Below are 21,846 nucleotides of genomic sequence, written 5' to 3'. Positions count from 1 at the left end.
CATCAGTTCCTAATGCGGGCACAAAAAAGGGTCAGGTCGTCGCGACGGGTTTGTTCCCCCTGCCAAACAGCAAACGTGCGTTGCAGCGCTTCGCAGATGAGCGTTGACGATTTATCACGGTGTTCCAGCAGGGTGTCGAACGCCTTGCGCTTACCGAAAGCTATTTTTTTAGGGCCGCCGATCTGGTCCGTGAGGCCATCAGTGGCGATGAAAATGATGCTGCCCGGTGGCAGGTGAACCGAGCTCACCGTCCACGCATAGTCCAAACCGCTGTCGACATAACCGACGCCAAGACGCTGGCCGGCAATGGTTTCAACCTGGTCGGCATTCGGCTTCAACACATTCAGCGACATTCTCGCTCCGGCAAAACTCAACACATGAGTGGCCGAATCGAACCAGAAAAAAGCTGCGTCCAGACCGTCATCCGACTCCGGGGTGCCGTCCAGTCCGTTGACCTGCCCCAGCAGACCCTTGACGCCTCGGTTAACCGCAGACAAAAGGTGCCCAGGATCACGCGGGCCTAGCTGGGTCAGCGCCTGGGTCAATGAAGAGGAGGCGATCAACGTCATGAAAGCCCCCGGCACACCGTGACCGGTGCAGTCGGCAATCGCCCCAAACCACCCGTTTGGGTAGGCGCAAAAATGGTAAAAGTCGCCGCCCACCACGTCCCGTGGCTCCCACAGCAACGCCGCGTCATCCAGCGTCAACGCCAACGCATCACGAGAGGCCCGAAGCATCGCGCGTTGGATGACACTCGCGTACTCAATGCTCTGCATCATCTGGCGGTTCTTTTCAGCTTGCATGTCCGCCACCACGGCCATCAGCTGCAGGCCATTGCCCAACCCCGCGAACCTGCCGTTTCTGGTCACGATAAAGCCGTCGGCGAGAGCCTTCTCACCGTATTCCACCGTTTTAAACGTCAACGCCTCAATGCTCATCTCGGCGTCGACAATCAACGGCTCCTTGTCCATAAAAGCGATGCAGCTTTTCTTGTCATACAGCTCACGGTGAAACGGTTTGCTCATTTGCGACAGGAAGATGTTGCGGTTGATCAGGCCAACCGGCCGCGAGTCTTCAACCACCGCCAGGCACACAACCTCGCGCTGCGCGGTGAAAATCTCCATGACCAGAGTGTTGGTGCTATCCAGACTGATCGCAGGCGCCTCATTGCATAAATCACCGGCGCACTTGTGGTCTTTTGGCAGCTTGGGATGCATGAAAGTGAAGTGTTCTGCGTTCATAACTGAATCATCGCACCGGGTAAATGCGGGATGATGTCAGGGTGATGTTAAGGTGATATGACAGTGGGATTTGCGTTGGAAGGGGCTAGCTCAATAGCCTGGGGGGAAGCAAAGTCGTCTCCCTCATTGACACCCATCACCGTGTGCTTCATGGCTCTACCGTCCTCGTTGGGTCTGCAGGTTTTGCAGGTTTTTTCTGTTCGCCGGTGGTGTGGTTGAATTCGCCTAGATGGATCCAGAGTTTGTCGTGTTTTTCCACAGCATTACTTTTGTAGTCCCGCTCATATGTTCAGACGTTGCAGCTAAGTTGAAACAGGTAGGCTGCGTCATACAATTTTTTCCCCAGCACATCCTCTAAGGCTCCAAGCTGCTCGCCCGTAAGGTTGTAGCCCTCCCATCCGTGCTGCTCAGCAGTCCAACCCATGATGTTTTTAATCTCCTGGTCGTGCCCAGTGGGTAACTCCACTTCGAATGCCAGCAGTTCGTTATGTTTGTGAAAGGCTTCGATTACATAAATCATGGTTCCACACGCCTATCGGTTGGCACCATCTGAGGGATTGGAGTAATTGATGATGGCGTTCGGCAGCTTGCAGGATTTGGCAAAGACACATCCGGCTTGAATGGGCCTTTGCTTTTGCGCTATGACCTGACGGCTCCGTTCAAAGGCGTCTTGCCTGGCCAGCATAGCCTCGTAGGTTTTTTGTCTGGCGTCTCGCTCGGCCAATTCGGTGGCCGTCATGAAGCGGTGAGTGACGTGATGCCCGTCACCGGAGGGTGGATTCTTAATCCGCGGAATGTCCTTGTTGCCAGCCACTGATCATCCTTTCGTTGATCCATCGCAAGCCCAGGAAAATGAGCTGCGCGACGTTATCGAACGTGGCTGATTGTGGCTGTAGGACGGGTCCTAAATGACTCTAAGCATTTTCTTTTTTTATCTGGATTGCAGCGCAATCCTTGCGACTCGCTGCCTTCGTGGGCGTTAGCCTTTCCAGGCTGAATCACTCAATCTTCAAACGCTTCACCTTCTGAAACAGCGAAGCTGTGAACTCATCCCGATCACTCGAATGGTGACAACGGCGATGACAATTCGGACACAACGCTACGGCATTGCTCGGGCGATCTGAACCTTTCTGCGCCAAATGCTTAACGTGATGAACCTCAAGGAAAGGCCTGCCGTCCATTTCAAAAGGGGCAGGTTTTGCGCAGCCTTCACACTTGCCATTCGCCTGTTGTCGAACCCACGCTCTTACTGCTGGATCGCGAACAAATGCCTTTGCGCTGGATTGAGTTTGATCTGGTTTTTCAATTCCCTTAGGCACCTCTTTAATCGGGCGTCGTTCAAGTTTGACGGCTCGCCGTTCCAGCGTCGTCTCGTCTGCCGTTGGAACAAAATCTTCAGGTGTGGGGTTGCTCTCTGCGGTGAGTGCTTCACGAATGCTGCGGGCAACATTGGCGCCGACATTCTTGGCGGGTTTGTAGCCTTTGATAGGCGCGCGCCCTAACTCGACCAGAACTGTAGAAATGTTCTGCATCCGAAACTCAACGGATCCCTTAGTACGACCCGCTAACGCACCCTCGCGCAGCATTCGATTCTCGTGGGCCTTATTGAAGACCTGACCTTTCTGCTCCTGCGACCACATGCGGAGATAAGCATCGACCGCGGCCTGAATCTCCACGTCGCTCCAATCGCTGTTGTTCTTTTGCGTATCCATACTTTCGCCGAGGGTTGAAAACCCTCCGACGATACTGAGTGGCCATTACGACTGTCTACGAAAATTCCTACAGAAAAAACTGACTGATCGCACAATCGTTCCTAAGAACCTTTGCCGAATTCAATGAAACACCTCCACAATCTTTCGCCACCAAGGCCTGGCAACTTAAACCCGCCGCCGCGTGAGAATGAGCAAGTTTTGGCATCAGACAGTAGGAATTAAAAGCATCCGCCCATAAAAAAGCCCCGATCAAATCGGGGCTTCTATTTTTTCGATTTTTCGATTCAAGCAACAATCGTCAAATCACGGGAAGCTCAGGAATCAATCCCAGCTCAACGCCCCACCAGTCTGATACTCAATAACCCGAGTCTCGAAGAAGTTCTTCTCTTTCTTCAAGTCCATGATCTCGCTCATCCAAGGGAACGGGTTAGTTGTCCCTGGATATTCTTCTTTAAGACCGATCTGCGACAGACGACGGTTAGCGATGAACTTCAGGTAGTCCTCCATCATCGCCGCGTTCATGCCCAACACGCCGCGAGGCATGGTGTCACGTGCGTATTCGATCTCGAGCTGAGTGCCCTGCAGAATCATCTGCGAAGCTTCTTCCTTCATTTCGGCGTCCCACAAGTGTGGGTTTTCGATTTTGATCTGGTTGATCACGTCGATGCCGAAGTTCAGGTGCATGGATTCGTCGCGCAGGATGTATTGGAACTGCTCGGCGACGCCGGTCATTTTGTTGCGACGGCCCATGGAGAGGATCTGGGTGAAGCCGCAGTAGAAGAAGATGCCTTCCAGAACGCAGTAGTAGGCGATCAGGTTGCGCAGTAATTCTTTGTCGGTTTCGACGGTGCCGGTTTCGAACTTCGGATCGGAGATCGAACGGGTGTACTTCAGGCCCCAGGTGGCTTTTTTCGCGACCGATGGAATCTCGTGGTACATGTTGAAGATTTCGCCTTCATCCATGGCCAACGATTCGATGCAGTACTGGTAGGCGTGAGTGTGGATCGCCTCTTCGAACGCCTGGCGCAGGATGTACTGGCGGCATTCCGGGTTGGTGATCAGGCGGTACACGGCCAGCACCAGGTTGTTGGCAACCAGGGAGTCGGCGGTGGAGAAGAAGCCCAGGTTGCGCATGACGATGCGGCGCTCGTCGTCGGTCAGGCCTTCCGGGTCTTTCCAGAGGGCAATGTCGGCGGTCATGTTGACTTCTTGCGGCATCCAGTGGTTTGCGCAACCGTCCAGATACTTCTGCCAAGCCCAGTCGTACTTGAAAGGCACGAGTTGGTTGAGGTCGGCGCGGCAGTTGATCATGCGCTTTTCGTCAACGGCTACACGGGCGGAAGCGCCTTCGAGTTCGGCGAGGCCTTCGGCAACGTCGAGGGTGTCGAGGGCGGCTTTGGCGCGAGCGATCGCGGCGGAGTCAGACGCTGTCACAGCACGAGCTTCTTGAGCGGCAACACCACCTGCGGTGTCGAGTCGGTCCATGTTGGCTTCAGTAGCGTGGCCGGCGTTGGCGCCTTTAACCACGGCTTCGCCGCTGTCTTCTTTATCGAATTCGTCCCAGCTCAGCATGACGTGTCGTCTCCTGCGTGAGGGCCAGATGCCCGTGTGAAACCTGTTGGTTGGTTTTTCACACGACCGTTCTGGCCGCGTTGGATCTAAAGGTCGTTTTTCAGCAGCTATACGCAGGCATCAAACAGAATTTTGTACGGGGATTCCGAGAGCCTCTGACGGGCGCAGAATTCGATGAAGACTTCGGCCTGGGCTTCGGACTGGCTGTCATCCCTGTAAGGGAATATTGCAGGCCCGTTTGAGCCGGCATTATAGGGAAATTTTTGCGGCCGTGGTGGGGCGAATCCGCGCATGGAGCGGTCGGCGAGGGAGGTTTTTCGGTCAGAGCGAGGGTTTACAGGGCTTTGGCTGGAGATCGTGGGAGCAGATTTTTTTTTATAATTTTTTCCGAGCTGGTTTTTTTGTGCAAAAAATAGCCAGAAATCAAGTTTTTCACTACATGTTGTGTTTTAGATCGACTTTTGAAGGCTGCAGACACAACTAAGCCCGACCAGGTCGGGCTGTAAATATTCAGCTGTTATCAGCTGAAAGTGGCGGAGTTGGTGCGTTCAAAGCCGTCGGCAGCGAAGGTGGCAGAGCCGGTTTTGTCATAGCCGTCTTCAGCAACAGTGGCAGAACCGGTGCGGTCGTAGCCGTCGGCAGCGAAGGTGGCGGAGCCGGTTTTGTCGTAGCCGTCTTCAGCAACAGTGGCGGAACCGGTGCGGTCGTAGCCGTCAGCAGCAACGGTGGCGGAGCCAGTGCGGTCATAGCCATCGGCGGCTACAGCAGACCCGGTGCGATCAAAGCCATCAGCGGCAAACGTGTTAGCGGCCAGAACAGAAAGGGTCAGGGCGAGGATCAGTTTGGTTTTCATGAGTGTGGCTCCAGATGAGTTGGCGTTGTTCGCCTTGGGTATGGAATTGATCTTACGCCAACAAAATTGATTTAAAAGTTCAAATAAACGTTAGAAGCAATCGAATAAATCGATATACGGTTCGGCGCTTCATCTGCCGTAAGAAAGCGGGCCGGTGGGTCGAACCGTTGGATTTTTGAAGCAGGAGTGTTTAGCCGTTGGAGCAGCCGTTGCCCATCACGCTGTAACGAAGAATGTGGCGCTGGCCTTTAGAGTCGTCGTATTCCATTTTCATCGGTACGACTTCACACACATTGGGGATTTCGCTCATGGAAACTACATTCGCGATGTCCAGGTGAGTTGAGTAAGTGTATTCCTCAACCACCGGTTGTTGCTGCGCGACATCAGTCGGGACCTCATCTGCCATGGCGGTAGCGCACAGGCTGCTGAGGGCCAGAACTAATAAAGCTTTCATTTCAAATTTACCTTTTTTAGGTCGAAAGGGGTCACGCAATCTTTTTGGGATTGCGTGTGTAACTTCAGTTTTGATGTTGGATTAACTGCCTTCGTGGGGGCTGTAACTTGGTTAATCACTGTGCCTTGTTGGCGAGGTGGATTTTAGGCGCGAGGGGTTGATTCATATAGGCGTGGTTTTGATAAACACCTTTGACAGATTTCGTAACAATCGAAACAGGCTGTGGTGAAAGCGAGCCCGGTCGCGGGGCCGTTAACAATAATGCGCCTTGTGTGATGCCGCGGGGTGCGCTCAGGTTTATCGCGAGCCAGCCCGCTACTACGAGGGTTGCGCAGTATTTGGGACGGTGGTTCCAGGCTTGTCAGGACACTTTGTAGGGGCTTGTTACTACCATCGTCGAATGGTTCTATAGGCCCGGCCCGGCTAAAACGGGGGCATACAAAAACAACTATTCCACCGAGGTAAGAAAGATGAGTGCGGCTTCTGTGTATCCCGTTCGTCCCGAGGTCCTGGCTAACACGCTGACTGACGAGGCGACCTACAAGGCCATGTACCAGCAGTCGGTCGTCAACCCGGACGGCTTCTGGCGCGAGCAAGCCCAGCGCCTCGACTGGATCAAGCCTTTCACCACGGTGAAACAAACTTCTTTCGACGATCACCATGTCGACATCAAATGGTTCGCCGACGGCACCCTGAACGTTTCCTATAACTGCCTCGACCGTCACCTGGCCGAGCGTGGCGATCAAGTCGCGATCATTTGGGAGGGCGACGACCCTTCCGAAAGCCGCAACATCACCTACCGCGAACTGCATGAACAAGTCTGCAAATTCGCCAACGCCTTGCGCGGCCAGGACGTGCATCGCGGCGACGTGGTGACGATCTATATGCCGATGATTCCCGAAGCCGTGGTCGCCATGTTGGCCTGCACCCGGATCGGCGCGATTCACTCGGTAGTGTTCGGTGGTTTCTCGCCGGAAGCCTTGGCTGGCCGGATTATCGACTGCCGCTCAAAAGTGGTGATCACCGCTGACGAAGGCATTCGTGCGGGCAAGAAAATCTCGCTTAAATCCAACGTCGACGATGCGCTGACCAACCCGGAAACCAGCAGCATCCAGAAAGTTATCGTGTGCAAGCGCACCGGTGGCGACATCAAGTGGAACCAGCATCGCGACATCTGGTACGAAGACCTGATGAAAGTGGCGGGCAGTGTCTGCGCGCCAAAAGAAATGGGCGCTGAAGAAGCGTTGTTCATCCTTTATACCTCCGGTTCAACCGGCAAGCCGAAGGGCGTGCAACACACCACGGGCGGTTACTTGCTGTACGCGGCAATGACCCACGAGCGTGTGTTCGACTACCGTCCGGGTGAAATCTACTGGTGCACCGCCGACGTCGGCTGGGTCACCGGCCACAGTTATATCGTCTACGGCCCGCTGGCCAATGGCGCGACCACACTGCTGTTCGAAGGCGTGCCGAACTACCCGGACATCACCCGGGTGGCGAAAATCGTCGACAAGCACAAGGTCAACATCCTCTACACCGCGCCTACCGCGATTCGCGCGATGATGGCGTCCGGCCAAGCTGCAGTTGAAGGGGCGGATGGCAGCAGCCTGCGCCTGTTGGGTTCGGTGGGTGAGCCGATCAACCCGGAAGCCTGGGATTGGTACTACAAGAACGTGGGCAAATCCCGTTGCCCGATCGTCGATACCTGGTGGCAGACCGAAACCGGCGGCAACATGATGAGCCCGCTGCCGGGTGCTCACGCCCTCAAGCCAGGTTCGGCGGCCCGTCCATTCTTCGGCGTCGTACCGGCGTTGGTCGACAACCTGGGTAACATCATCGAAGGCGTGGCCGAAGGTAACCTGGTGATACTCGATTCGTGGCCAGGCCAGGCGCGTACGTTGTATGGCGATCATGACCGCTTCGTCGACACCTACTTCAAGACCTTCCGTGGCATGTATTTCACCGGTGACGGCGCACGTCGTGACGAAGACGGTTACTACTGGATCACCGGTCGCGTGGATGACGTGCTTAACGTTTCGGGGCACCGCATGGGCACCGCCGAAATTGAAAGCGCGATGGTTGCGCACCCGAAAGTCGCTGAAGCGGCGGTGGTGGGTGTGCCGCACGACATCAAGGGGCAGGGCATTTATGTGTATGTCACCCTTAAAAACGGCGAAGAGCCGAGCGAACAACTGCGTATCGAGTTGAAAAACTGGGTGCGTAAGGAGATCGGTCCGATCGCATCCCCTGACGTGATTCAGTGGGCGCCGGGCCTTCCAAAAACCCGCTCTGGGAAAATCATGCGGCGGATTCTGCGCAAGATTGCGACTGCTGAGTACGACGGGTTGGGCGATATTTCGACCCTGGCGGACCCGGGTGTGGTGCAGCATTTGATTGATACGCACAAGACGATGAATGTGGCTTAACGGTCGTATCTGAGTCTGTAAAAGCCCTGTCCGGTGTTGTGCCGGATAGGGTTTTTTTTGGTCTGGGTTTTTTGTGGGGATCGTTGGCTTCATCGCTAGCAGGCTAGCTCCCACAAGTATCTTCAGTGGATTCACGATGTGAGCCGAGCGCAATTCCCCTGTGGGAGCTAGCCTGCTAGCGATGGCGATTTGTCAGACGCTAAATGAACAGCAGCCAATAATTATCGGCATCCCCTGTCATCCTTTTCCTACTGTTACCCATCAGTGTTCAAGTAACCAAATGTGTAACCGTGCGCGCCGATACGGGGCGTTGGGAAACGCAAAGCCTTGTTTTAGGGCCTCAAGCACCCGCAAAAAAAATAAGAGAACACGCTGCGCTTGCCGGATTAGAAGGCTTTGCCAATAATAGGCCCGCAATTTGCAACATAGATAGGTTCAATGTCTTTTGCTCTTGCATGAAATTGCAAGGCTGTCAACGTGCCTAAACGGCTTTCTCGGTGCTTCTGTAATTTGTTGTCGCATTGAAGAAATATCGGCTTCCGGCCTGTCGTTAGAATGCCGATCACTCGCTCGTCGTTGCTTGCGTTGAATTCAACGTGGGTTTCCTAGGACGCAGCACTGCTTTGCGGTTTCACTCATTCGCATATTGGGCTGTCGCTCACTCTGCTGTTTTAGCCCTTTACCGATGGAGTCCCAAGATGAAGAAACTCGTGCTGCTTGGCGCCCTGGCACTGTCCGTGCTGTCCCTGCCAACCTTCGCTGATGAGAAGCCTCTGAAAATTGGCATCGAAGCGGCTTACCCTCCGTTTGCTTCCAAAGCACCGGACGGCAGCATCGTTGGTTTTGACTACGACATCGGCAACGCTCTGTGCGAGCAGATGCAGGTTAAGTGTGTGTGGGTCGAGCAAGAGTTCGATGGCCTGATCCCGGCACTTAAAGTGCGCAAGATCGACGCGATTCTGTCGTCGATGTCGATCACTGAAGATCGCAAGAAGTCCGTGGACTTCACCAACAAGTACTACAACACCCCGGCACGCCTGGTGATGAAGGCTGGCACGCAAGTCAGCGACAGCCTGGCAGAGCTTAAGGGCAAGAACATTGGCGTACAGCGTGGTTCGATCCACGAGCGTTTCGCCCGCGAAGTCTTGGCCCCGCTGGGTGCCGAGATCAAGCCTTACGGCTCGCAGAATGAAATCTACCTCGACGTGGCCGCTGGCCGTCTCGACGGTACCGTGGCAGACGCCACCTTGCTGGACGATGGTTTCCTGAAAACCGACGCCGGCAAAGGTTTCACCTTCGTGGGGCCGGCGTTCACCGACGAGAAGTATTTCGGCGATGGCATCGGTATTGCCGTTCGTAAGGGCGACGCGTTGAAAGACAAAATCAACGCCGCCATTACTGCCATTCGTGAGAACGGCAAGTACAAGCAAATCCAGGACAAATACTTCGCCTTCGATATTTACGGCAAGTAACTCGTCCCGGCGACAAGTCCGAAATGGCGCAAGCAGCAGGATCACTGAGGTTTGCGCCATTTTTTCATCCCAACTTTCGAGGACCTGAATCATGTTGAAAGGCTACGGGGCTGTCATCCTCGATGGCGCATGGCTGACGCTTCAGCTCGCCTTGTCGTCCATGGCCTTGGCCATTGTTCTGGGTCTGATCGGCGTTGCGCTGCGTCTTTCGCCGGTTCGTTGGCTGGCCTGGCTGGGCGACCTGTATTCCACGGTTATCCGCGGTATTCCCGACCTGGTGCTTATCCTGCTGATTTTCTACGGTGGTCAGGACCTGCTCAATCGTGTTGCGCCGATGCTCGGTTTTAATGACTACATCGACCTGAATCCGTTAGCCGCCGGTATTGGCACCCTCGGTTTTATCTTCGGTGCTTACCTGTCGGAAACCTTTCGTGGTGCTTTCATGGCCATTCCCAAGGGACAGGCAGAAGCTGGCATGGCGTACGGCATGAGTGGTTTCCAGGTGTTCTTCCGGGTGTTGGTGCCGCAGATGATTCGTCTGGCGATTCCAGGTTTCACTAACAACTGGCTGGTACTGACCAAGGCTACCGCGCTGATTTCGGTAGTGGGTCTGCAAGACATGATGTTCAAGGCCAAGCAGGCGGCAGATGCCACCCGCGAGCCTTTCACCTTCTTCCTCGCAGTGGCGGCGATGTACCTGGTGATCACCAGTGTCTCGTTGCTGGCATTGCGTCACCTTGAGAAGCGCTACTCGGTAGGCGTAAGGGCGGCTGATCTATGATCTTCGACTACAACGTCATTTGGGAGGCCATGCCGCTGTACCTCGGCGGCTTGGTGACCACCCTGAAATTGCTCGCGCTGTCGCTGTTTTTCGGCCTGCTGTGTGCGTTGCCGCTGGGCTTGATGCGCGTCTCGAAAAACTCTGTCGTCAACATGACGGCGTGGCTTTACACCTACGTAATCCGCGGCACGCCGATGCTGGTGCAGCTGTTTTTGATCTACTACGGCCTGGCGCAATTCGCAGCAGTGCGTGAAAGCTTCCTTTGGCCGTGGCTGTCCAGTGCAACGTTCTGTGCGTGCCTGGCCTTTGCGATCAACACCAGCGCCTACACCGCTGAAATCATCGCCGGCAGCCTGCGCGCAACGCCCAATGGCGAGATCGAAGCCGCCAAGGCGATGGGCATGTCGCGATACAAAATGTACAAGCGCATTCTGCTGCCGTCGGCCCTGCGCCGGGCACTGCCGCAGTACAGCAATGAAGTGATCATGATGTTGCAGACCACCAGTCTGGCGTCCATCGTGACCCTGATCGACATCACGGGTGCCGCGCGCACCGTCAACGCTCAATACTACTTGCCGTTCGAAGCCTACATTACTGCCGGTGTGTTCTATCTGTGCCTGACGTTCATTCTGGTCAAGCTGTTCAAACTGGCAGAGCGCCGCTGGCTGGGCTATCTGGCCCCACGGAAGCACTGATATGGAGCGCATAGACCATACATTGCCGTGGAGCCACTTGGGCAGCGAACGTCAGGTTTCGGTGTTCCGTTTCGGTACTGGCGAACGCAAGGCTTACATTCAGGCGAGTCTGCATGCTGATGAGTTGCCGGGCATGCGTACGGCGTGGGAGCTGAAAAAACGCTTGGCCGAACTCGAAACCCAAGGCTTGCTCAACGGTGTCATCGAACTGGTTCCGGTGGCTAATCCGCTGGGCCTCGGTCAATTGTTGCAAGGCAATCATCAAGGTCGCTTTGAGGCGGGCAGTGGCAAGAACTTCAACCGTGATTTCGTCGAGCTCAGCGCGCCCGTAGCGGCCGCGCTGGATGGGCGCCTGGGCGATGACCCGCACGCCAATATCCGTTTGATTCGCCAGGCCATGAGCGATGCGCTGGCCGCGTTGCCACCCGCTGCGAGTCAGTTGCAGGGCATGCAGCGCGTATTGCTAAGCCATGCCTGCACCGCAGATGTAGTACTCGATTTGCACTGCGATGCCGAAGCAGCGCTGCATATGTATGCGTTGCCGCAACACTGGCCGCAGTGGCGTTCGCTGGCCGCGCACCTGAATGTGAAGGTCGGTTTGCTGGCGGAAGATTCCGGCGGCAGCTCCTTCGACGAAGCGTGCTCGCTGCCATGGTTGCGCCTGTCGCGGCTGTTTCCGGAGGCACAAATTCCGCTGGCTTGCCTGGCGACTACCATTGAGTTGGGTGGCCAGGCCGACACCGGACGTCAGGCTGCGGTGGATCACGCCGAAGGTATTTTGGCGTTCCTCGCCGAGCAAGGTTTGATCAGCGGCGAATGGCCGACGCCCGTGCAAGAGGCCTGTGAAGGCATGCCGTTTGAAGGCACCGAATTGTTGTTCGCACCGCACCCTGGTGTGCTCAGCTTTTTGCGCAAACCTGGCGAGTGGGTTGAAGCCGGGGACGAAATTTTTGAAGTGATCGATCCGTTGTCGGATCGGGTCAGCACGGTGTGTGCTGGTACGTCCGGGGTGCTGTTTGCCATTGAACGGCTGCGTTATGCCCAACCCGGTTTCTGGCTGGCCAAGGTGGCGGGGCGCGAAGCGCTGCGTCACGGGCGCTTGCTCAACGACTGACTGACTGTTTTTGTGAGAACCGACCGCATGTACAAACTTGAAGTCCAAGACCTGCATAAACGCTATGGCAGTCACGAAGTGCTCAAGGGTGTGTCCCTGAAAGCGGCGGCTGGCGATGTGATCAGCATCATCGGCTCCAGTGGCTCCGGCAAAAGTACCTTCCTGCGCTGTATCAACCTGCTTGAGCAACCGCACGCCGGCAAGATCCTGCTCAACAACGAAGAGCTGAAACTGGTCGCCAACAAGGATGGCGCCATGAAGGCAGCCGATCCGAAACAACTGCAACGCATGCGTTCGCGTCTGTCGATGGTGTTCCAGCATTTCAATTTGTGGTCGCACATGACCGCGATGGAAAACATCATGGAAGCACCGGTTCACGTGCTGGGCCTGTCCAAGGCCGAAGCGCGCGAGAAGGCCGAGCATTACCTGAACAAGGTTGGCGTGGCACACCGCAAAGACGCCTATCCGGGCCACATGTCCGGTGGCGAACAGCAGCGTGTAGCGATTGCTCGTGCGCTGGCAATGGAGCCTGAAGTGATGCTGTTCGATGAGCCGACTTCGGCACTCGACCCGGAACTGGTCGGCGACGTATTGAAGGTCATGCAGGCCCTGGCGCTGGAAGGCCGGACCATGGTCGTGGTCACGCACGAAATGGGTTTCGCCCGTGAAGTGTCGAATCAGTTGGTGTTCCTGCACAAAGGAATCGTGGAAGAAAGTGGTAATCCGCGTGAGGTACTGGTCAATCCACAGTCCGAACGTCTGCAACAGTTCCTCTCGGGCAGCCTTAAGTAAAACCGAACTCCCGTTGTGCACCGGGATAGTGCATGCTTCGCAGCCTAGAGGCTGGCCTCGATCCCTCTGGGAGCTGGCCTGCCAGCGATAGCGGTGGGCCAGTTTGCATCTCTGGCACAGACACACCTCCATCGCTGGCAGGCCAGCTCCCACAGATTGATCTCCATCGGTTTTGAGATTTGTGTTCATTTACGGGCTAGCATTGGCCCATGCCTTCATCACTGTTTTCGTTTCGGATTGCCCGCCATGACTGCCCATCGAATTGGTTTCCTGATTTGGCCCAGCACTAAAGCACTGACGCTTGCGCTGGCTGAGGAGGCCTTGCGTGTTGCCCAGCGTGTGCATCCGGACGTTGTCTACGAGTTGTCGTTTTTGCAGGCCGAACCGCAGGCCGAAGGGGCTTGGCAACTGCCGGGCGAACCTTGGGCTGGCAAGCTTGAAAACTTCCAGAAACTGTTCTTGCTCGCTGACGAGCCGCCGACAACGCTGGCGCCGGCGCTCAGCAGTTCGTTGAAGCAATTGGTGCGCGCCGGTTGTGTGATCGGCGGTTTGTCGGCCGGTGTGTATCCATTGGCTCAACTCGGCTTGCTCGATGGCTACCGCGCTGCCGTGCATTGGCGCTGGCAGGACGATTTCGTCGAGCGCTTTCCTAAAGTGATCGCCACCAGCCACCTGTTCGATTGGGATCGCGATCGCCTGACCGCTTGCGGCGGCATGTCGGTCCTCGATTTGTTGTTGGCCGTGCTGGCCCGCGATCACGGCGCCGAACTGGCGGGCGCTGTATCCGAAGAGTTAGTCGTAGAGCGCATCCGCGAGGGCGGTGAGCGGCAGCGTATCCCACTGCAAAACCGCCTCGGCTCCAGCCATCCGAAACTCACCCAAGCGGTGCTGTTGATGGAAGCCAATATCGAAGAGCCGCTGACCACCGACGAAATTGCCCAGCACGTATGTGTCTCCCGTCGGCAATTGGAGCGAATCTTCAAGCAATACCTCAACCGCGTGCCGAGCCAGTACTACCTGGAGCTGCGCCTGAACAAGGCCCGGCAGATGCTGATGCAGACCAGCAAGTCGATCATTCAGATCGGCCTGTCATGCGGTTTCTCCTCGGGGCCGCATTTTTCCAGTGCCTATCGCAATTTCTTCGGCGCCACGCCGCGCGAAGATCGCAATCAGCGGCGCAGCAGTAGCCCGTTCGAGTTGTCCTCGGTACCGTCCGAGCGCGGTTGAAAGCGCTATTACTCATCGACCTCGGAACCTTCACCGGAAGACACTTCCATCTGGCCTTGATCGATCACTTCCTGCACGCCGAAATCTACCCTCGTGCGTTCGAAATAGCTGATCAGCCTTGAGAGGCTTTCTTCGGAAAACCGGTTGCCTCTCAAGATGAGATTTTGCGCAACCGCCAGTGGCATCTCCTGCAGGTCGGCGGGGAATTCGGTGATCGCGTTGTCACTCAAGTCTGCCATGTTCAGCTCATCCACCTGCATGAGACCTCGCGGGATTTCGGTGATCCCGGTTTCATTCAGCAGCACAGTCGCCAAGCGTGGCATCTGGCTGATATCCGGGGCATTTCCCAGCGGGTTTTGGCTGAGGTCGAGGTAGTCGAGGTGCTCCATACCCGCCAGCGCCATAACCGAATCAGCAGACAAGACAACGCGGCATCCGGGAATGGAAAGCGCTCGAAGTTGCCCCATCTTGAATACCCCGGCGGGAATATCGCCAAGGTTGCAGTCGCGTAATGTCAGGCTTTTAAGGTTCGGGAAGGATTCCAGGAAACGTCCGATTTGCGTCGCACCGTCCGCGCTGACCAACTCCACCATAGACACGCGCTCAAAGGTTGCGCTGAGGGTCGGTAGTTCACCATTGATCACGGAGTTGAAAACCAGCTCATAGGTGGGCTCCAGTGCATCATTGAAATCATCCAGTTCTGTGTCCTGTCGCCAGCATCGTTCTACCAGTTGCTTGAATTCGTCGCGGGCTGAATGTTCGAAAAGCACTTGCATTGAAGTAAACGGTTCGCCGGTTGACGGGTGCCGCGTTGGCAAGTCAGCGGTCCACGCAGATAAGTCCTCGTTGAGTCGCGACAGCTCAAGCTCCATTCGTTTCAATTCGATACGGCCATCTTCCAGCGTGCCACTGAGCTCATAAACAAACTCACTTGCTTGCTCGTTAGCGTACTTGGGATACAGCGCCTTGACTCGTTCGATGTCTGCCATTGGGGCATACACACCCAGGTCGTATACAGTTTCAAAGTATTGATGCTTGATTGTTTCCAGCGCCGTGTTGCTAAGAGGGTTCTGCGAAAGGTGCACACCGCGATTGTTGTAGGCCGTGCTATCGAATAATTCGAGTGGTAGCTCGCTTATCCGGTTGCCTATCAGCATGAGCGTATCGAGTTTGGGATGGCGCAAAGCGCTGAGCGGAATCTCGGTGAGACCGGTGTGGCTCAGGTCCAGATGAAACAGTTGGGGTAACGAATCTATATTGGGCATGGTTTCAATTGGATTCTGATACAAATCCAGCACGGTCAGCCTCTTCATCGAAGACACGATCGACCATGCCGCGGCATCGAATCTGATGGCGCAATCGTTGAGCACCAGTGCATCAAGATTCGGCATGTGAGCGATAACGTCGGGAAGGGTGCCCAAGTTGAAACGGCGCAATTCAAGACGACGAAGATTGGGGAACTGTTGCAGAAACTCCGGCAGGCCATGCGCGACGTGATTGCCTTCCAGAGACAGCAATGACACGTGGTCGAAGTTGGCGGTCAATTTTGGCAGGTTGCCCGGTAGCGGTTCTGAAAACCTCAGCGTGTAGCGCTCGAACCCTTCAGGGTTGTCGAAATCGCGGTCGGACTGTCGGCGCCAACTGCGCTGTATTTCCTGCGCTAGCAGCCTACGGTTGTGACGCGTTGCCTGTTGCTCCAAATCACTGATTGCAACTCCAGATTCATGGTGGGTGGCGGGTGCTTCCTGTGCCCATTTGTCCAGATCCCTATGCAGTGACTCCAGTTCGTTCGACAAACGTGACAGTTCAACACGAGCGCCATTCGGGTGGCGCTGCAGGCGGGCGACAAAAGCGTTGAGTTCGTCTTGGGCCAGGTTTGGAAAAACCTCTCGAACCCGATCATCAAGCGTCGGGCTGTTTCGAGCAACGCGGCTGTAGCCCTGCGTGCCGCCCGGCAGGCGCATGGTTGTTGGATCATAGAACGGCTTTCGATTGGGGTGCCTGGCAAACAGCGTGCGCAACTGCGAATTATTCTGAGCGTGTTCAGCAATATGCTGTTTAAAAGCCTGGCCATCAGCAGGAAAAGCACCGAGGTTATTGCGTTGCACCTCGGGTAATGCCTGAAGAATGGCGCTGTAGAAACTGCTTGGTTTTTCATCGCTTCCGTAAACCTGGTAGCTGCCATCGTCAGCGTGTACCAGGATTCTTCGGATTGATGCGTCAACGTCGCCGATGCTGTCGCCGAGGACGCCTTCGGCGGAAAAATCCCTGACCTCAATCCGCACCTTGTCGGGCCAGCCGGGCATCGATTCCAGGCTATGCAAGGCGAGTCGATGGGTATCTGTCGTCTCCATATCCTCACGATAAAACCCTTCGTAGGCTCGGGCGACACGCACGGCTTCCATGGCTTTGAGTGCAACGTCCTTGAGTCGCTGAGGCACTCGGCCGGTGTGCAGGTGCATCAATTCGGTCCCCGTTGCATTGGCTACCAGTTCTGCGGCGATGTCTGTGGGTAAACCCGTTACTTCGCCAAGCAGCAACTGAACCTGGCGGTCTCCGGTTTGTTCAAGGGTGCGATAGCGGGATTCGAATAGCGATTTGCGGTTGCTCAATGCCAAGTAACGTTCAGTGGGGTCGGCATCGGGTTGCTCGATCAAGGCTTGAATGTCTCGGTCGATTTTGAAGCGCTTGATGGTGTCGGTGAGCAGCGAAGGCGGGCGATGGTTCTCGACATGTGCCTCGCGCAATACATTGTCGTGAAACCCGCTGATGCGCAGGACCTGTTCGCGCTCGGCGACGGTCAATGTGTCGACACTGTGGCCAAGGCGACGCATGACGGTTTCCCTGTCCCACGACAGGGGTTGCTCGAGTTTTGTTTGCCAGGCGCCGTGATTGTTATGCCGCAATGGCGGTTGATAAGCTTCTTTACGCTCGGGATGCAAAATCTGAAACTCGCCGTTTTCGCTGTTGGCTTCGACCGCATAGAGTTTGTTCTCTAAGGGCAGCAGCGTCTGGCCCTGATGTTGATACAGACCACGGTTATCCGCTGTCAGGTTTTTTGGCAACGTACCCCTATGTTCGTAAGGCCTCAGGTCTGGCTGCCAGTAACGGGTCCTGCCTGCTGACGTCTGTACCGGTTTGAGTGGCTCAAGCAGCGCAACTGTTTCGCGTGACAGGAGGCGAGCGAATGCGCCGGCAGCTATCGCGCCACCGATCGCAAATGTCCCCAATTGAACCACCGTCTCGGTGAAGCCGATCAAGTGCCCGAACGCTTCCGACTTTGCCCCTTGCGCCCAATCGACAATGCCTTCGAAGGTTTCGTCGAGCACTTGGTACGCCATGTAGGCCAGCATCAGCTCACGAGGAATGGCACAAACGGCAGGGCAACGAATGCCGCCAATTGAAGGACCGTAGAGGCGACTTTGCTGAAGGCATCCCACAGCGCCCATCGGGCTGCTTGATCGGCTTGGGCGGTGGAGACCGCGAGTGTGCTGGCGTCATTGAGAATTTTGTTGAGTTGCCGCTGATAAAGGTGATTCCACAGTCCCGCCCGAAGCGGGGTCAGCGAAAACCTCAAGTTAGGCTTGTCGATGGGCGTTTCACGCCACGCGGGTAGCGGGTCGCCCTGCGCATGTTGGTGCCAGGTCACTGACTGCAAGCGGCTATTAAGGTCGGCAAAAAAATGCCCGCGCTCTTGATGGTCGACGAAACGACTGAAGAATGTTTGATAGCTGGCAGAGCGCAGCTTGCGGGTCAGATCGTGCATGAATGCAACGGTATCGGGGTACTGCTTAAGGGGATGTTCCGGGTCATCGGGAATGTAGGCAATGATGCGTGTGGGCTTGCTTGCACGGCTGAAGCTGTTGCCGAAAATGACAATGCCGGTCAGTGATGAAGACATCATCGTCAGGTCGTGAGCCTGGAGCGTCTGTCCGTCCAGCGAAGGTGCGAGCCCCTCTGTTAATTGATAGATGGAATTGCCGGCATCTTCATCTATATCCCTGCTCAAGTGACTCAGTAATAGCGCCGACCGAAAGGCAGCTTTTTGCGTAGCGATGACTGCAGGCTGCAGCACGGCTGCTGTCAGCCGGTTGGTTAGCCCAAGGTTGTCTTTGAGGTAGGCGTTGTATTGGCGACCAATGTCCAGTTCACGGCATAACCGCACGAACGCTTGCACCGTGATTGTCCGGGAAACATGCGGCAGCGTTTCGAATCGCCCCGAGGGTGATGGTTCGGTGATGAAGGTCGAGTCACGTTCGTAAGCATTTGCCTCAGCCTCCGATGCCTGAAAGTTGTGCAACGCTGCGTCGAGTAACGACACGGTCCATGTCCGTGCAGCGCCCGATTTGATCGCAAACAAGGGCAAAGACAGAGGGATGTACAGGCGCAGGAAGGTGGTTTTAACGTCCAGTGCCAGGTTGAACCGGGTATTCAGTGCTGCTGCCAGCAGCGGCTCTGCAAAATCGCGTGCGCTGAGCAGATTGGCCAGCATCGAGCTCAGGTGATTGCGCTGGCCCCAGTGCTGCTGGCTGATGGTTTTCAGCATCTCGTGCTGCTGTCGGGTGGCTGTGCCATGCCAAAGAGGAATATCAAGGCTGGCGTTTTTCAGCGAATCGCGCGTTTGGGCCGATGCTTTCAGTAACCATTCGGGGAGGTTTTGGTACAGGTGATGAAAGTGTTCGTCCGGATGAACGGCAACCTCATGGTCATCTTGCTTCATGCGCTAGTCCCTTAGCGTTGGATGGAGCGCAATCAAAACAGAGGCTGAAGTGGTGTAGGCGGTACATATTTACCGCATCGCTGCACAAGCCTGCCTGTAATCTGCGCCGGCGGTTTAAACTGCGCCTTTGCGACGGTATATGTCGCATTGCCGTAAACCCGGGCAAAACCTGTGTTTGCGCTATAAGAAGTTGTCGCTTGGCGGCAAGGCCGGGCTGAAAACTGTCCTTACAATCCCCTCATCGCTCGCCAGTTTCCGGCGAGTGTTCCTCTTCAGGAGACTCCGATGTCCGTTGAGCACGCTGCGGTAGAACGCGCCGATTTCGACCAGGTAATGGTTCCCAACTACGCGCCTGCCGCTTTCATCCCTGTGCGTGGCGCTGGTTCGCGCGTTTGGGACCAGTCTGGCCGCGAGCTGATCGACTTCGCTGGCGGGATTGCCGTTAACGTATTGGGCCATGCACACCCGGCGCTGGTCAGTGCATTGACCGAGCAGGCAAACAAGCTGTGGCATGTGTCCAACGTGTTCACCAATGAGCCGGCGCTGCGTCTGGCGCATAAGCTGATCGACGCAACCTTTGCCGAGCGCGTGTTTTTCTGCAACTCCGGCGCCGAAGCCAACGAGGCCGCTTTCAAGCTGGCCCGTCGCGTAGCTTTCGATCGTTACGGTAGCGAAAAGTACGAAATCATCGCGGCGTTGAACAGCTTCCACGGTCGCACCCTGTTCACCGTGAACGTTGGCGGGCAGTCGAAGTACTCCGACGGTTTCGGACCGAAAATCACCGGCATCACCCACGTGCCGTACAACGATTTGGCTGCTTTGAAAGCGGCTGTTTCCGACAAGACCTGCGCGGTGGTGCTGGAACCGATCCAGGGTGAAGGCGGCGTGTTGCCGGCCGAACTGGCTTACCTGCAAGGCGCGCGCGAGTTGTGCACCGAGCACAATGCGCTGCTGGTGTTCGATGAAGTGCAAACTGGTATGGGCCGCAGCGGCAAGCTGTTTGCCTATCAGCATTACGGCGTGACGCCGGACATCCTCACCAGCGCCAAAAGCCTGGGTGGTGGTTTCCCGATTGCGGCGATGCTCACCAGTGAAGAACTGGCCAAGCACCTGGTGGTTGGCACCCACGGCACCACTTACGGCGGCAACCCGCTGGCATGTGCTGTTGCGGAGGCCGTGATCGATGTGATCAATACCCCGCAAGTGCTGGACGGCGTTAACGCCAAGCACGACAAGTTCAAGGCTCGTCTGGAACAGATCGGCGAGCAGTACGGCATCTTCACTCAGGTTCGTGGTTTGGGCCTGCTGATCGGTTGCGTGCTGAGCGATGCCTGGAAAGGCAAAGCCAAAGACGTGTTCAACGCCGCCGAGCGTGAAGGTTTGATGATCCTGCAAGCTGGCCCGGACGTCGTGCGTTTCGCGCCGAGCCTGGTGGTCGAGGATGCTGATATCGATGCCGGTCTGGACCGCTTCGAACGCGCCGTCGCAAAACTGACTCAAGCTTGATAGACCCTTCGACGCCTGACGATTCAGGCGTCGAACCCAATTTTTTGTTCCAGGCCGAATCAAACTGTGGGAGCCAGCCTGCTGGCGACGAGGGCCTGCCAGCCAACATCATTGTTGCCTGACAGGAAGGTATCGCTAGCAGGCTAGCGCCCACAGTTGACGCTGAGTTGTTTCAGGGATGGCCCGGGATTTTTTCTTTTGTTAGTTCTGAGATTAAGGAGTGACACCATGCTGGTGATGCGCCCCGCGCAAATGGCTGATCTGGGCGAGGTACAGCGTCTGGCTGCGGACAGCCCGATTGGTGTCACTTCCTTGCCGGATGACGTTGAACGCCTGAGCGACAAAATCGCTGCGAGCGAAGCTTCGTTCGCCGCTGAAGTCAGCTTTAACGGTGAAGAAAGCTATTTCTTTGTGCTCGAAGACACCGCTACCGGCAAATTGGTTGGCTGTTCGGCCATCGTCGCATCGGCGGGCTATTCCGAGCCGTTCTACAGTTTCCGTAATGAAACCTTCGTGCACGCCTCCCGCGAGCTGAAGATTCATAACAAGATTCACGTGCTCTCCCAGTGCCACGATCTGACCGGCAACAGTTTGCTGACCAGTTTCTACGTGCTGCCGGAACTGGTGGGTTCGGCCTGGTCAGAGCTCAACTCTCGCGGGCGATTGCTGTTTGTGGCCAGTCATCCGGAGCGCTTCGCCGATTCCGTGGTCACCGAGATCGTCGGCTACAGCGATGAAAACGGCGACTCGCCGTTTTGGGATGCCATCGGCCGCAACTTTTTTGACCTCAATTACGCCGCGGCCGAGCGCTTGTGCGGTCTGAAAAGCCGAACGTTCCTGGCCGAGCTGATGCCGCATTACCCGATCTACGTTCCGCTGTTGCCAGACTCCGCTCAAGAAGCGATGGGCCAGGTGCACCCGCGGGCGCAGATCACCTTCGACATACTGATGCGCGAAGGTTTTGAGACCGATCATTACATCGATATTTTTGACGGTGGCCCAACGCTGCACGCTCGCGTCTCGGGTATCCGTTCTATCGCGCAAAGCCGTGTAGTACCGGTGAAAATCGGTGAGACAGTCAAAGGCGCCGGTCGTCAGTACCTGGTGGCCAACGCACAGTTGCAGGATTACCGCGCCGTGTTGCTCGAGCTCGATTACGCGCCGGGTAAACCCGTGATCCTGGACCTTGAAGCCGCCGAAGCCCTGGGCGTCGGCGAAGGTGCCAGCGTGCGTTTGGTAGCGGTTTAAAACAGCGAGTTTCGCGGGTGGCGCAAGCGGCCC

Annotated in this window: 18 protein-coding genes and 1 pseudogene; 9 read left to right on the top strand and 10 right to left on the bottom strand. The window is 56.1% G+C overall.

The window, feature by feature from the left end; all coding sequences use genetic code 11:
• Nucleotides 1–2 precede the first annotated feature (2 nt).
• From ACQR3R_RS19840 to ACQR3R_RS19805, 8 genes and pseudogenes are all read right to left on the bottom strand, one after another.
• Entirely contained in the window at nucleotides 3–1,241 is a 1,239-nt protein-coding gene (locus ACQR3R_RS19840) for a SpoIIE family protein phosphatase (RefSeq protein WP_428274509.1), read from the bottom strand.
• 148 nt (nucleotides 1,242–1,389) lie between these two features.
• Nucleotides 1,390–1,515: pseudogene (locus ACQR3R_RS19835) on the bottom strand (colicin E3/pyocin S6 family cytotoxin); the annotation flags it as partial.
• 15 nt (nucleotides 1,516–1,530) lie between these two features.
• Nucleotides 1,531–1,761 carry a DUF7683 domain-containing protein gene (locus tag ACQR3R_RS19830; protein WP_428274507.1) on the bottom strand — a complete coding sequence of 77 codons (231 nt, stop codon included), beginning with the start codon at nucleotides 1,759–1,761 and terminating at the stop codon, nucleotides 1,531–1,533.
• Between the two features lie 12 nt (nucleotides 1,762–1,773).
• Nucleotides 1,774–2,055 (bottom strand): hypothetical protein, encoded by a 282-nt coding sequence (locus ACQR3R_RS19825; RefSeq protein WP_428274505.1) that lies wholly within the window; start codon nucleotides 2,053–2,055, stop codon nucleotides 1,774–1,776.
• Nucleotides 2,056–2,239: 184 nt separating this feature from the next.
• A complete protein-coding gene (locus ACQR3R_RS19820) occupies nucleotides 2,240–2,953 on the bottom strand; it encodes an HNH endonuclease (RefSeq protein ID WP_428274503.1) in 714 nt (237 codons plus the stop codon).
• 321 nt (nucleotides 2,954–3,274) lie between these two features.
• Complete coding sequence (locus ACQR3R_RS19815) at nucleotides 3,275–4,525, bottom strand: ribonucleotide-diphosphate reductase subunit beta (protein WP_201120113.1); 1,251 nt, start codon at nucleotides 4,523–4,525, stop codon at nucleotides 3,275–3,277.
• Nucleotides 4,526–5,045: 520 nt separating this feature from the next.
• Nucleotides 5,046–5,378 (bottom strand): hypothetical protein, encoded by a 333-nt coding sequence (locus tag ACQR3R_RS19810; RefSeq protein ID WP_428274501.1) that lies wholly within the window; start codon nucleotides 5,376–5,378, stop codon nucleotides 5,046–5,048.
• A gap of 190 nt (nucleotides 5,379–5,568) precedes the next feature.
• The gene (locus tag ACQR3R_RS19805) at nucleotides 5,569–5,832 is read right to left on the bottom strand and encodes a DUF2790 domain-containing protein (protein WP_428274499.1); all 264 of its coding nucleotides are present in this window, start codon (nucleotides 5,830–5,832) and stop codon (nucleotides 5,569–5,571) included.
• Nucleotides 5,833–6,302: 470 nt separating this feature from the next.
• Here ACQR3R_RS19805 and acs point away from each other — a divergent pair, with 470 nt between their 5' ends.
• From acs to argR, 7 genes are all read left to right on the top strand, one after another.
• Nucleotides 6,303–8,258, top strand: coding sequence for an acetate--CoA ligase (gene acs / locus ACQR3R_RS19800; RefSeq protein WP_428274497.1), 1,956 nt, complete (start codon nucleotides 6,303–6,305; stop codon nucleotides 8,256–8,258).
• A gap of 698 nt (nucleotides 8,259–8,956) precedes the next feature.
• Nucleotides 8,957–9,730: a lysine/arginine/ornithine ABC transporter substrate-binding protein gene (locus tag ACQR3R_RS19795; RefSeq protein WP_428274495.1), complete on the top strand. Its 774-nt coding sequence runs from the start codon at nucleotides 8,957–8,959 to the stop codon at nucleotides 9,728–9,730.
• Between the two features lie 91 nt (nucleotides 9,731–9,821).
• Nucleotides 9,822–10,511: an ABC transporter permease subunit gene (locus ACQR3R_RS19790; protein WP_428274493.1), complete on the top strand. Its 690-nt coding sequence runs from the start codon at nucleotides 9,822–9,824 to the stop codon at nucleotides 10,509–10,511.
• Complete coding sequence (locus tag ACQR3R_RS19785; RefSeq protein ID WP_428274491.1) at nucleotides 10,508–11,206, top strand: ABC transporter permease subunit; 699 nt, start codon at nucleotides 10,508–10,510, stop codon at nucleotides 11,204–11,206. The genes ACQR3R_RS19790 and ACQR3R_RS19785 overlap by 4 nt, the downstream gene beginning before the upstream one ends.
• A 1-nt stretch (nucleotide 11,207) precedes the next feature.
• Nucleotides 11,208–12,320, top strand: a complete 1,113-nt coding sequence (locus ACQR3R_RS19780; RefSeq protein WP_428274489.1) for a succinylglutamate desuccinylase/aspartoacylase family protein — start codon at nucleotides 11,208–11,210, stop codon at nucleotides 12,318–12,320.
• Between the two features lie 27 nt (nucleotides 12,321–12,347).
• Nucleotides 12,348–13,112 (top strand): ATP-binding cassette domain-containing protein, encoded by a 765-nt coding sequence (locus ACQR3R_RS19775; protein ID WP_428274487.1) that lies wholly within the window; start codon nucleotides 12,348–12,350, stop codon nucleotides 13,110–13,112.
• A gap of 246 nt (nucleotides 13,113–13,358) precedes the next feature.
• The gene (argR, locus tag ACQR3R_RS19770) at nucleotides 13,359–14,339 is read left to right on the top strand and encodes a transcriptional regulator ArgR (protein WP_428274485.1); all 981 of its coding nucleotides are present in this window, start codon (nucleotides 13,359–13,361) and stop codon (nucleotides 14,337–14,339) included.
• A gap of 8 nt (nucleotides 14,340–14,347) precedes the next feature.
• Here argR and ACQR3R_RS19765 read toward each other — a convergent pair whose 3' ends face one another.
• Together ACQR3R_RS19765 and ACQR3R_RS19760 are read right to left on the bottom strand one after the other, a co-directional pair.
• Nucleotides 14,348–17,692 (bottom strand): hypothetical protein, encoded by a 3,345-nt coding sequence (locus tag ACQR3R_RS19765; RefSeq protein ID WP_428274484.1) that lies wholly within the window; start codon nucleotides 17,690–17,692, stop codon nucleotides 14,348–14,350.
• On the bottom strand, nucleotides 17,692–19,059 hold the full coding sequence (locus ACQR3R_RS19760; protein ID WP_428274482.1) for a dermonecrotic toxin domain-containing protein: 1,368 nt from the start codon (nucleotides 19,057–19,059) through the stop codon (nucleotides 17,692–17,694). Before ACQR3R_RS19760 ends, ACQR3R_RS19765 begins: the two co-directional genes overlap by 1 nt.
• A 285-nt stretch (nucleotides 19,060–19,344) precedes the next feature.
• On the opposite strand from ACQR3R_RS19760, the gene ACQR3R_RS19755 reads away from it, so the two are divergent.
• Both ACQR3R_RS19755 and aruF read left to right on the top strand, forming a co-directional pair.
• A complete protein-coding gene (locus tag ACQR3R_RS19755; RefSeq protein ID WP_428274480.1) occupies nucleotides 19,345–20,565 on the top strand; it encodes an acetylornithine/succinyldiaminopimelate transaminase in 1,221 nt (406 codons plus the stop codon).
• Between the two features lie 228 nt (nucleotides 20,566–20,793).
• Nucleotides 20,794–21,813: an arginine/ornithine succinyltransferase subunit alpha gene (aruF, locus tag ACQR3R_RS19750; RefSeq protein ID WP_428274478.1), complete on the top strand. Its 1,020-nt coding sequence runs from the start codon at nucleotides 20,794–20,796 to the stop codon at nucleotides 21,811–21,813.
• Nucleotides 21,814–21,846 lie beyond the last annotated feature (33 nt).

Source organism: Gordonia sp. IEGM753 (assembly GCF_050321825.1).
In the GTDB taxonomy this organism is placed as follows: domain Bacteria; phylum Pseudomonadota; class Gammaproteobacteria; order Pseudomonadales; family Pseudomonadaceae; genus Aquipseudomonas.
This window is presented reverse-complemented; position numbering and strand designations above follow the sequence as displayed.

Bases quoted from the DNA above. Each gene is read 5' to 3' on its own strand.
- ACQR3R_RS19790 (WP_428274493.1), top strand. From the start codon at position 9,822: ATGTTGAAAGGCTACGGGGCTGTCATCCTCGATGGCGCATGGCTGACG.
- ACQR3R_RS19830 (WP_428274507.1), bottom strand. From the start codon at position 1,761: ATGATTTATGTAATCGAAGCCTTTCACAAACATAACGAACTGCTGGCA.
- ACQR3R_RS19820 (WP_428274503.1), bottom strand. From the start codon at position 2,953: ATGGATACGCAAAAGAACAACAGCGATTGGAGCGACGTGGAGATTCAG.
- ACQR3R_RS19785 (WP_428274491.1), top strand. From the start codon at position 10,508: ATGATCTTCGACTACAACGTCATTTGGGAGGCCATGCCGCTGTACCTC.
- ACQR3R_RS19815 (WP_201120113.1), bottom strand. From the start codon at position 4,525: ATGCTGAGCTGGGACGAATTCGATAAAGAAGACAGCGGCGAAGCCGTG.
- ACQR3R_RS19760 (WP_428274482.1), bottom strand. From the start codon at position 19,059: ATGAAGCAAGATGACCATGAGGTTGCCGTTCATCCGGACGAACACTTT.
- ACQR3R_RS19805 (WP_428274499.1), bottom strand. From the start codon at position 5,832: ATGAAAGCTTTATTAGTTCTGGCCCTCAGCAGCCTGTGCGCTACCGCC.
- ACQR3R_RS19775 (WP_428274487.1), top strand. From the start codon at position 12,348: ATGTACAAACTTGAAGTCCAAGACCTGCATAAACGCTATGGCAGTCAC.
- ACQR3R_RS19810 (WP_428274501.1), bottom strand. From the start codon at position 5,378: ATGAAAACCAAACTGATCCTCGCCCTGACCCTTTCTGTTCTGGCCGCT.
- aruF (WP_428274478.1), top strand. From the start codon at position 20,794: ATGCTGGTGATGCGCCCCGCGCAAATGGCTGATCTGGGCGAGGTACAG.
- ACQR3R_RS19840 (WP_428274509.1), bottom strand. From the start codon at position 1,241: ATGAACGCAGAACACTTCACTTTCATGCATCCCAAGCTGCCAAAAGAC.
- ACQR3R_RS19780 (WP_428274489.1), top strand. From the start codon at position 11,208: ATGGAGCGCATAGACCATACATTGCCGTGGAGCCACTTGGGCAGCGAA.
- ACQR3R_RS19795 (WP_428274495.1), top strand. From the start codon at position 8,957: ATGAAGAAACTCGTGCTGCTTGGCGCCCTGGCACTGTCCGTGCTGTCC.
- argR (WP_428274485.1), top strand. From the start codon at position 13,359: ATGACTGCCCATCGAATTGGTTTCCTGATTTGGCCCAGCACTAAAGCA.
- ACQR3R_RS19755 (WP_428274480.1), top strand. From the start codon at position 19,345: ATGTCCGTTGAGCACGCTGCGGTAGAACGCGCCGATTTCGACCAGGTA.
- acs (WP_428274497.1), top strand. From the start codon at position 6,303: ATGAGTGCGGCTTCTGTGTATCCCGTTCGTCCCGAGGTCCTGGCTAAC.
- ACQR3R_RS19765 (WP_428274484.1), bottom strand. From the start codon at position 17,692: ATGCTGGCCTACATGGCGTACCAAGTGCTCGACGAAACCTTCGAAGGC.